9 protein-coding genes are annotated in these 9369 nt (G+C 66.5%); 8 read left to right on the top strand and 1 reads right to left on the bottom strand.

The genetic code is table 11. From position 1 onward, the window contains the following. Positions 1-1601, bottom strand: a 1601-nt coding sequence (locus tag DOM56_RS12830) for an electron transfer flavoprotein-ubiquinone oxidoreductase (RefSeq protein WP_110709392.1), incomplete at its 3' end; no start/stop codon positions are given. 396 nt (positions 1602-1997) lie between these two features. Here DOM56_RS12830 and DOM56_RS12825 point away from each other — a divergent pair. The 8 genes from DOM56_RS12825 (at position 1998) to DOM56_RS12790 (ending at position 9300) form a co-directional block, all read left to right on the top strand. Continuing rightward, the gene (locus DOM56_RS12825; RefSeq protein ID WP_110709306.1) at positions 1998-2759 is read left to right on the top strand and encodes an electron transfer flavoprotein subunit beta/FixA family protein; all 762 of its coding nucleotides are present in this window, start codon (positions 1998-2000) and stop codon (positions 2757-2759) included. 14 nt (positions 2760-2773) lie between these two features. Beyond that, a complete protein-coding gene (locus DOM56_RS12820; protein ID WP_110709304.1) occupies positions 2774-3709 on the top strand; it encodes an FAD-binding protein in 936 nt (311 codons plus the stop codon). A gap of 480 nt (positions 3710-4189) precedes the next feature. Further along, positions 4190-4990: a DUF3450 domain-containing protein gene (locus DOM56_RS12815; RefSeq protein ID WP_110709302.1), complete on the top strand. Its 801-nt coding sequence runs from the start codon at positions 4190-4192 to the stop codon at positions 4988-4990. Then, positions 4987-6405, top strand: a complete 1419-nt coding sequence (locus DOM56_RS12810; protein ID WP_110709300.1) for a MotA/TolQ/ExbB proton channel family protein — start codon at positions 4987-4989, stop codon at positions 6403-6405. The genes DOM56_RS12815 and DOM56_RS12810 overlap by 4 nt, the downstream gene beginning before the upstream one ends. Then, positions 6389-6922 (top strand): MotA/TolQ/ExbB proton channel family protein, encoded by a 534-nt coding sequence (locus DOM56_RS12805; protein WP_110709298.1) that lies wholly within the window; start codon positions 6389-6391, stop codon positions 6920-6922. The genes DOM56_RS12810 and DOM56_RS12805 overlap by 17 nt, the downstream gene beginning before the upstream one ends. Beyond that, positions 6915-7322 carry a biopolymer transporter ExbD gene (locus DOM56_RS12800; RefSeq protein WP_110709296.1) on the top strand — a complete coding sequence of 136 codons (408 nt, stop codon included), beginning with the start codon at positions 6915-6917 and terminating at the stop codon, positions 7320-7322. Before DOM56_RS12805 ends, DOM56_RS12800 begins: the two co-directional genes overlap by 8 nt. Beyond that, complete coding sequence (locus DOM56_RS12795; RefSeq protein WP_110709294.1) at positions 7322-8089, top strand: energy transducer TonB; 768 nt, start codon at positions 7322-7324, stop codon at positions 8087-8089. The genes DOM56_RS12800 and DOM56_RS12795 overlap by 1 nt, the downstream gene beginning before the upstream one ends. Continuing rightward, the gene (locus tag DOM56_RS12790) at positions 8089-9300 is read left to right on the top strand and encodes a hypothetical protein (RefSeq protein ID WP_232822277.1); all 1212 of its coding nucleotides are present in this window, start codon (positions 8089-8091) and stop codon (positions 9298-9300) included. Before DOM56_RS12795 ends, DOM56_RS12790 begins: the two co-directional genes overlap by 1 nt. Positions 9301-9369 lie beyond the last annotated feature (69 nt).

The raw sequence follows: 9369 nt of genomic DNA, 5'->3' as shown, positions 1-9369 counted from the left end.
TCCTTGATATCGCAGGTCTTGCAGTGGATGCAGTTCTGGAAATTGATCCGGAACCGGGGCTCGCCCGCCTCCTCGACCACCTCGTAGACGCCCACCGGGCAGTAGCGCTGAGCGGGTTCGGCGTATTCCGGCAGGTTTTTCTCGATCGGGATATCGGGGTCGCTCAGCCTGAGGTGGCAGGGCTGATTCTCGTCGTGGTTGGTGTTCGACAGGAACACCGACGAGGGCTTGTCGAACGACAGCTTGCCGTCCGGTTTGGGGTAGTCGATCGGCGACGACTCCGCCGCGGTCTGCAGGCGGTGGTCCGGGGTGGTGTCGTGCTGCGTGGGCAGTTTGCCGCCCAGCAGCTGATCGACGAAGTTGAAAGCGCCGCCGCCCACGGTGCCGAACTTGTGAATGGCCGGGCCGAAGCTGCGGCTGGCTTCGAGCTCCCGCCACGCCCAGCTCGACTCCCAGGCCGAAGTGAAATCGGTGAGCTCCTTGCCGCCCTCGTCGCCGGCGGCGAGGGCGGCAAACACGGTTTCCGCCGCGACCAGCCCCGACTTCATCGCGGTGTGGATACCCTTGATCTTGGCGAAGTTGAGCGTGCCGGCATTGCAGCCCAGTAGCAGGGCGCCGGGCATGGTCATCCTGGGCAGACAGTTGGCGCCGCCCTTGGTGATGGCGCGGGCGCCGTAGGCCACGCGCTTCCCGCCGGTCAGATGACGCGCCAGCAGGGGATGATGCTTCATGCGCTGGAATTCGTCGAAGGGCGAGAGATACGGGTTGCGGTAGGCCAGGTCGACGATCAGTCCCACCATCACCTGCTGGTCGTCGCCGTGGTAGAGAAACCAGCCGCCGTGACTGTCGCCGCCGTGGTCCTTGTCATCCAGGGGCCAGCCGGATCCATGCAGCACCAGACCCGGCTCGTGCTGCTCGGCGGGCACGTCCCACAGCTCCTTGAAGCCGATGGCGTAGTGCTGGGGGTCGCGATCGGCATCGAGACCGAAGCGCTCGATCAACTGCTTGCCGATATGGCCACGGGCCCCCTCGCAGAACAGCGTGTACTTGGCGCGAAGTTCCATGCCTGGCATGTAATTGGCCGTTTCGCTGCCGTCGGCGGCGACCCCCATGTCGCCGGTGATGATGCCGCGAACGATGCCCTCCTCGTCAATGATCGGCTGCTGCGCGGCGAAGCCGGGAAAGATCTCGACGCCCAGTCCTTCGGCCTGCTCGGCCAGCCAGCGGCAGAGGTTGCCGGCGCTGATGACATAGTTCTTCGTGGCGGGGCCGTCGCCGCCGTGGCCGGTGTTGTGCATCGACTTCGGCACCACGGCGTTGGGCAACTTCTGCGCCTTGCCGGCGTCCTTCAGCAGGTAGAGTTCATCGCGCAGCACCGGCGTGTTGAGCGGCGCGCCGCGCTCTGCCCAGTCGGGAAAGAGTTCGGCCAGGGCCCGCGGCTCGAACACCGCGCCGGAGAGAATGTGTGCACCTACCTCCGATCCCTTTTCGACCACGCAGACCGACAGTTCTCGTCCGGCGTCACTCGCCTGCTGCATCAGGCGACACGCCGCCGACAACCCGCTGGGGCCTGCACCGACGATGACTACATCGAAATCCATGGATTCACGTTCCAAACCCGATCTCCTCGCTTGCTGGCAGGGCGCACGTCGCGCCGCCTGCCCGGTCCGTTCGTCGACGGTGATGGACCGTCGTTTGTTATGGCCTTACGTTAGCCAGAGGGTTGTCGTTATGCCAACCGGCGCTGGCCTTATGCGAAGGTGCTGCTTCGGCACGGTGCCGTCGATGCGCTATCATCGCATTTTTCGCCCATTGCTGTCCCCGTGGTGCACCACCCTGGGGCGCGAGGGGCGTCGAGTTGACCCCGGCCGGCGTCGGCGTGATTCTGTCTCCGCCGACGTTCTGTTATCCGGCATCGAGCCACGGTCAGGGCCGCCAATCGTCGATGTCGGCCGACGCCTGCCGGGTCGGTCTGTCAATAGCCAGCGAGGACACCCATGAAAGTACTCGTCGCGGTCAAACGCGTCATCGATTACAACGTCAAGATCCGGGTCAAGCCGGATCACACCGATGTCGATCTGACCAACGTCAAGATGGCCATGAACCCGTTCTGCGAGATCGCGGTGGAAGAGGCCGTTCGGCTCAAGGAGAAGGGCGTCGCCACCGAAATCGTCGCCGTCACGGTCGGCCCCAAGGCCGCACAGGAACAGCTGCGTACCGCGTTGGCGCTGGGTGCGGATCGCGCTATCCACGTCGAGACCGAAGAGCGCGTCGAATCGCTGGCGGTCGCCAAGCTGCTGAAGGGCGTCGTCGACGAGGAGCAGCCGGGCCTGGTCATTCTCGGCAAGCAGGCGATCGACACCGACAACAACCAGACCGGTCAGATGCTGGCGGCGTTGGCCAATATGGGGCAGGGCACCTTTGCTTCCGAAGTCGCTTTCGGCGACGGGGTCGAGGAGGGTGAAGTTCGCGTCACCCGCGAGATCGACGGTGGCCTGCAGACCGTCGCGCTTAAGCTGCCGGCCGTGGTCACCACCGACCTGCGCCTGAACGAGCCGCGCTACGCCAAGCTGCCGGACATCATGAAGGCCAAGAAGAAGCCGCTCGACACCCGGACGCCGGAAGCGCTTGGCGTGACCGTCGCCAGCGGGCTGTCGCTGCTCAAGGTCGAAACGCCGGCCGAGCGCAAGGGCGGTATCAAGGTGGGCTCCGTGGATGAGCTGATCGACAAACTCAAGAACGAAGCCAAAGTGCTTTGATAGGAGCGGATGAGATGAGCATTCTGGTTCTCGCCGAACATCACGACGGTCAGCTCGCTGCCGGTACTGCCCACGTCGTGGGCGCGGCCCGGGCGATCGGCGGCGATATCGATATTCTGGTTGCGGGTGACGGCGTCGCCGGCGTTGCCGGCGTTGCCGAGGCGGCCGCCAGGCTCGACGGCGTCTCGTGCGTTCGCGTGGCCGACGCCCCTGTCTATGCCCACCAGTTGGCCGAGCCGCTGGCGGACCTGCTGGTCAAGCTCGCCGACGGCTACAGCCACGTGCTGGCCGCGGCCTCCACCGAAGGCAAGAACGTGCTGCCGCGCGTCGCCGCGCTCAAGGACGTCTCCCAGATCTCCGAGATTCTGAGCGTCGAAAGCGCCGACACCTTCAAGCGGCCGATCTATGCCGGCAACGCCATCGCCACGGTGCAGTCCAGCGATGCGTTCAAGGTGATCACGGTGCGCACCACGGCGTTCGATCCCGTGGCCGAGGGCGGTGGCGCCACCATCGAAGCCCTGGATATCGTGGTCTCCAGCGAGCTGTCGCGCTTTATCGGCGAGGAGCTGGCCCAGAACGAACGTCCGGAGCTGGGCGGGGCGCGTGTCGTCATTTCCGGCGGTCGCGGGATGGGCAACGGTGACAACTTCAAGCTCCTCGATGGTATCGCCGACAAGCTGGGCGCGGCGATCGGTGCCTCGCGTGCCGCCGTCGATGCCGGCTTCGTGCCCAACGACATGCAGGTCGGGCAGACCGGCAAGATCGTCGCCCCCGACCTCTATATCGCCGTAGGGATCAGCGGAGCGATCCAGCACCTGGCCGGGATGAAGGATTCCAAGGTGATCGTGGCCATCAACAAGGATGACGAGGCGCCGATCTTCCAGGTGGCGGACTATGGCCTGGTGGGCGACCTGTTCGAGATCCTGCCCGAGCTGGAGCAGAAGCTGTAGGAGATCGGGATCTTCCAGGTGGCGCTCTCGAGGGTTCCCGGCCTGGTTAGCTACCTGTTCGAGATTCTTCCCGAGCGGGAACAGAAGCTGTAGAAAATCGGGATTTTCCAGGTGGTGCTCTCGTAGGTTCCCGGCCTCGCCGGTGATCGGTTCGAGCTCCTGCCCGAACGGGGACAGAAGCCACGGTCCCGTCATCGTGAAATCGCGGTGGTGAAAAAGCCGATGCCCAGTGGCATCGGCTTTTTCGTGTCCGGGGATCGCGCGCCGTATTCAGCAAGCCTTGTCTCAGCGCCAGGCGTCCGAGAGAGCGGGGTAGCGCGGATGTGGATTGATAATTGTTCTTGTTTGTATTAGCGTGTCGCGTCGAATTCAATCTCGTCATCCCGCCGACCCGGCGGCGCTCTTTACCGCCTCGTCGTTACGGCTTATCCGCAAGGAGATAGCGTGGTGCTCCATTTCCCGCGAACAAGAGGTGGGTATGTGTTGGTCCTCTGCCTCGCCGCCATCAGTGTGAGTGCGTCCAGCACGACACTTGCCCAGGACTCGCTGAGTCAGGCCAGCATCCAGGCGCAGCAGACCCAGGCCGAGCTCCAGCAGCGCATCGACGACGCCGACGACGCCACCCGCGAGGCGCTGCAGCGCCTGCGCCAGGCCGATCAGCAGGCCGATCGACTGGAGAGCTACAACGCCGAACTGGCGCCGGTCGTCGATAACCAGGCCAAGCGGATCGATGCCGAAAAGCAGGCGCTCGCGCAGATCTCCGTGACCCGCGAGGCGTTGCCGGGCGAGATGCGCCAGATGGTCGGACAACTGCGGGCGATGATCGAAGCGGATATGCCGTTCCTGCGTGACGAGCGACTGGCCCGCGTCGACGACCTGGAGCAGATGCTGTCTCGCGATGACGCCTCCCAGGCCGACAAGCTGCAGCGTATCTTTTCCGCCTGGCGTGCCGAGCTGGCCTACGGGCGGGAGATGGATCAATGGAGCGGACCGCTCGAGGGAGCGCAATCCGAGGCCGCCGGCCAGGCCAGCCAGATGGCGAGGGAGGTCGATTATTTGCGCGTCGGTCGCACCGGCTGGTACTACGTCACCCCGGACGATCGCGCCGGCGGAGTCTGGAGCGTTGCCAACGGTAACTGGGAAGCGCTGAACGGCGATCAGATCAACGAGGTCCGCCGCGGCATCCGAATCGCTCAGGATCAGAGCGCGCCTGCGCTGCTCCAACTGCCGGCCTCGCTGGTGGTCGGCGCGGGGCGATCAGCAACGGAGGGCCAGTCATGAGGCGTCATTCATGGTGGTTGGTGCTGCCCCTCGCGGCGATCACGCTGCTGCCCGGTACCGTCAGCGCCCAGTCTGGCGCCGCGGCAGGCGATGCGACGAGTGATACCGCGTCCTCGATGCAGCAGGTGCTCGACAGGTTCCGCTCCGACAGCCAAGCCGCCGAACAGCGTGATAGCCAGCGGCTGGAGGCGCTGCTGGACGATCGCCAGGCGTTGCAGCAGGCGGTCACCGATGCCGAGCAACGCCTGCAGCAGGCGCAGGCCCGGCGGGATGAGCTGGAGGCGCGTCAGTCGGACCAGCAGCAGCAACTGGCCGATCTGCGTCAGCAGCGCGCCCAGGATGCCGGGGATATCGGCGATATCTCCGGTATCGTCAAGCAGCAGGCCAGCGAGCTTCGGGATGCCCTCGCCGAGAGCTGGCTGACCGTCGGTGGCGATGCGACGCTGCCGCCGCGTCTCGACGATCGCGACCTCGTCGATCTGCCGACTCTCGAACGCGTACGTCAGAGTCTGGCTGGGCTGGTCGCGGAGAGCGGGCGCGGGGTGCGGTTCCAGGCGCCCGTCGCGGGTCAGGATGGCGACGTGAGCCAGCGTGAAGTGGTCCGGCTGGGCGATACCGTCGCCTTCAGCGACGGCGATCTGCTGCAGCGCAAGGGTGACGATGGCCGTCTCTCCGTGTTCGCGGCGACGCCGGGCGACGCTCGTCAGGCGTTGAAGGCGTTCCAGCAGGGCGACGGCAACCAGATCGTGATCGACCCCACCGACGGCGACGTGCTCGATGCGCTGTCTCAGCAGCCCACGCTGTGGCAGCGCTTTCAACAGGGTGGCTACGTCGGCTACGTGATCGTGGCGCTGGGGCTCATCGGGCTACTGGTGGCGCTGGTCCAGTACGTCTATCTGCTGCAGGTCAGCGCGAGAATGCGTCGCCAGATGCAGTCTCCAGATACCTTGCGTGACGACAATCCCTTGGGACGGGTCCTCGCGCGTTTCGCCGCGTTGGGTCGCGATCATGCTCCGGAAGCGCTGGAAGCTCGTCTCGATGAGGCCATGCTGGCGGAACAGCCTCGTCTGGAGCGGGGGCAGCCGATCGTCAAGCTGATCGCCGCGGTGGCGCCGCTGCTGGGACTGCTGGGTACGGTGACCGGGATGATCGTGACTTTCCAGTCGATCACGGTATTCGGTACCGGCGACCCCCAACTGATGGCGGGTGGCATCAGCCAGGCTCTGGTGACGACGGTGCTGGGCCTGATCACGGCGGTGCCGTTGCTGTTCGTCAATACGGCATTGAACAGCCGGAGCCGGCGTCTGATCGGCTTGCTGGAAGGTCGCGCCAGCGCCGTGCTCGCCGAGCATCTCGAAGCCGAAACCGCTGCCGTTGCCCACGCCGAGGAGCGTCGTCATGGTGCTCACGCTTGAGCCGATCCGCTGGCTGATCGGCGCCGGCGGTGAGGTGCTGGTGGTGATCATGCTGGTAGCCATGGCGCTGTTCGCGATGTCACTGGAACGGCTGTTCTACTGGCAGTTTACCCATCGCCGGGCCCGGCGGGTGTTGATCGACGCCTGGATTCGGCGTCGCGATCACTCGAGCTGGAGTGCGCTGACACTGCGCGAAGTGTGGACGCGCGAACTGATCGCCCGGCTGCGCCTGCCGGTGCCGTGGCTCAAGCTGCTGATTGCGATCTGCCCCTTGCTCGGATTGCTGGGGACGGTGACCGGGATGATCCAGGTATTCGACAGTCTGGCACTGACCGAGAGCAATCAGGCGCGGGCGATGGCCGATGGCGTTGCCCAGGCCACGTTGCCGACGCTTTGCGGAATGGCGGTTGCCGTAGTCGGCCTGCTGTTCGTCACCCGGCTGGAACAGATCATTCGACGCGAGGACCAGCGGCTGCACGACCGCATGGCCCGCGCCGTGGAGGACTCTCATGCGTAGGCGCCGCTTGCGGGAAGCGAGTGATGATTCGACCGGCATCGACCTGACGCCGATGCTGGATGTCGTCTTCATCATGCTGATCTTCTTCATCGTCACCACCAGCTTCATCAAGGAGAGTGGCGTCGAGATCCAGCGCCCCGAGTCCAGCGAGGCGACGGCTAGGCAGGACACCCAGGTGCTGGTTGCGATCACCGGTGAAGGCGCGGTGTGGGTCGATGGCGAAGCCGTGGATGCCCACCGTGTCGGTGCGCGGGTGGCGCAACTGGTCTCGGGCGATGGCAGCGTCGTGGTCCAGGCCGACAAGAACTCTACCACCGGCCTGCTGATCCAGGTGATGGATCGGATTCATCAGGCCGGGGTCGACAACGTTGCCGTGGCCGCCAATCGGGACGCCGGCTGATGCGCAGATTGGCCGGTCTGGCGGGTGGTGCGCTGCTGGCGCTGCTGCTGTTCTATCTACTGGCGCTGCTGGTGGCACCGCCGGCGCCGGATCGTACCCAGATCGTCACGCCCACGGCGATCTCGATGGTCGACGCGCCGCAGCCGGACCCGGCGCAGCCGACGCCGACATCTCCCGCGTTGCCGCCGCCCAGCGCGCCACCGCCGCCGCCCGCGGCAGCACCGCCACCGGCAGCCGAAGCGCCTAGCGCGGTGGAGGTTCCCGAGCCGCAGACTCCGCCGATGCAGACTCCGGACGTCACGCTGGACGAGACACTGCCCGAGCTGAGCGAAGCCCGGCCCGAACCGGAACCTCGCCCCGAGCCGGAGCCCCGGCCGACGCAGGAAACAGTGGCTGAGGCCACGCCGCAGCCGGAAGCCTCGTCCGAGCCGGCGGATGCGCCAGCGCAGCCCAATCCGGCACCCCAGCAGCCGCCCCGGGGTACGCAGGCATCGCCACGTGACGTCGGTCAGTTGCAGCCGACCAGTCGAGTCAATCCGACTTACCCGATGCGGGCGCGTCGTCGCGGCATGGAAGGCTACGTCGAGGTCAGCTTCATCATTCAACCGGATGGGCGTGTCGACACCGGCAGCTTGCGGGTGATCGATGCCGACCCGGCCAATGTCTTCGATCGTGCGGTGGAAGAGGCGGTATCGCAGTGGCGGTTCCCGCCGGCCGACGACGTGCGGCGCGCCACTCAGCGTATCCAGTTCCAGTTGGAGGGCTGATGATGAGTTCGACGAGGGTTCGCCGTCTGGGCAGGTGCTGCCTGGCGCTGGTGGCAGCGGGCCTGGTCGGCTTCGGTAGCGCTTCGCCGGCGCAGGCGGAGGGGCCGGCGCTGCGCCCGGACATGATTCGAACGCTGCAATCGATGCAGTCGCAGCTCGAGTCCGGTGACGATGCGACGGTGGCCTCGCGGGCCGCGGCATCCGCCTCGCGTCTCGAAGGTGGCAACGCCGCCGACCGCTGGGCGCGGGCGCTGTTCCTGCAACTGGCTGCCACGGCCAATGCCAGTCGCCACGAGGATGCCACGGCGGCGGATCAGTTTGCCGAGGCGCGGCGTATCGACGGTGTCCCCGCCGCTCGCCGGCTCGCCTGGTTGCAGCAGGAAGCGCGTCTCCGTCTCCGCGCCGGCCAGGCGCGGGAGGGCGCGGACCTGCTTACCGACTGGATCGAGCGCAGCGGCGGTGACGATGCCTCGCGTTGGCTGCTGGTCCAGGCGCGGGCGTCGCTCGACGACTGGACAGCGGCCAGCCAGTCGCTCGATCGCCTGCGGGAATCCGGCAGCGAAGGCTGGAGCTCGTCGCAGCGTCAGTTGGCGAGCACGGTCTATCAACAGAGTGGGCGTTTCGACGACGCCCTGGCGCTGCTGGGCAGTGACCAAGATTCGCCGGACGTTTGGCGCCGCGCCGCGGGCCTGGCCCAGCAAGCCGGCGATAATGGCCGGGCCGCGGCGATCTGGGAGAGCGGCTGGCGCCGTGGCGTGCTGGTCTCGAAAGACGATCTGCGGCAACTGGCCAAATTGCATATCGCCGGCGGTACGCCGGCCCGTGCCGCCGAGCATCTGGCGCAGTGGTTGGACGCCGGTCGGCTCGAAACCAGTGCCGGCAATCTCAAGCTGCTGGCGCAGGCCTGGACGGCGGCTCGCAGCCATGATGAGGCGCTGGCGGCCTGGCGCGCACTGGCAGAGCGGACCGGTCGCGGGCAGGATTGGCAACAGCTGGCGGAGGTCGCCTACGGCTGGGGCGAGTGGCAGACGACGCTGGATGCGCTCTCCAGCCTGCGCCAGGCGGGTGGCGAGGTGTCGGGACGCGACTGGCTGCTGCAGGGTATCGCGGCTGCCCAGCTCGATCGCCGTGACATGGCGCGGGAGGCTTTTCGCCAGGCCAAGGCCGCCGGCGTGACCCAGGCCCAGCAGTGGCTGGACTCACTGGGCTGACGAGCGGCGGTTTTCCACCGCTCTTCGACTCGGCCACCGACGGCTTCTATCGACGACGCCCCGAGTTCC

This window comes from Salinicola sp. CR57, assembly GCF_003206585.1.
Lineage (GTDB): Bacteria > Pseudomonadota > Gammaproteobacteria > Pseudomonadales > Halomonadaceae > Salinicola > Salinicola lusitanus.
This window is presented reverse-complemented; position numbering and strand designations above follow the sequence as displayed.

Bases quoted from the DNA above. Each gene is read 5' to 3' on its own strand.
- DOM56_RS12820 (WP_110709304.1), top strand. From the start codon at position 2,774: ATGAGCATTCTGGTTCTCGCCGAACATCACGACGGTCAGCTCGCTGCC.
- DOM56_RS12795 (WP_110709294.1), top strand. From the start codon at position 7,322: ATGCGCAGATTGGCCGGTCTGGCGGGTGGTGCGCTGCTGGCGCTGCTG.
- DOM56_RS12800 (WP_110709296.1), top strand. From the start codon at position 6,915: ATGCGTAGGCGCCGCTTGCGGGAAGCGAGTGATGATTCGACCGGCATC.
- DOM56_RS12790 (WP_232822277.1), top strand. From the start codon at position 8,089: ATGATGAGTTCGACGAGGGTTCGCCGTCTGGGCAGGTGCTGCCTGGCG.
- DOM56_RS12825 (WP_110709306.1), top strand. From the start codon at position 1,998: ATGAAAGTACTCGTCGCGGTCAAACGCGTCATCGATTACAACGTCAAG.
- DOM56_RS12805 (WP_110709298.1), top strand. From the start codon at position 6,389: ATGGTGCTCACGCTTGAGCCGATCCGCTGGCTGATCGGCGCCGGCGGT.
- DOM56_RS12810 (WP_110709300.1), top strand. From the start codon at position 4,987: ATGAGGCGTCATTCATGGTGGTTGGTGCTGCCCCTCGCGGCGATCACG.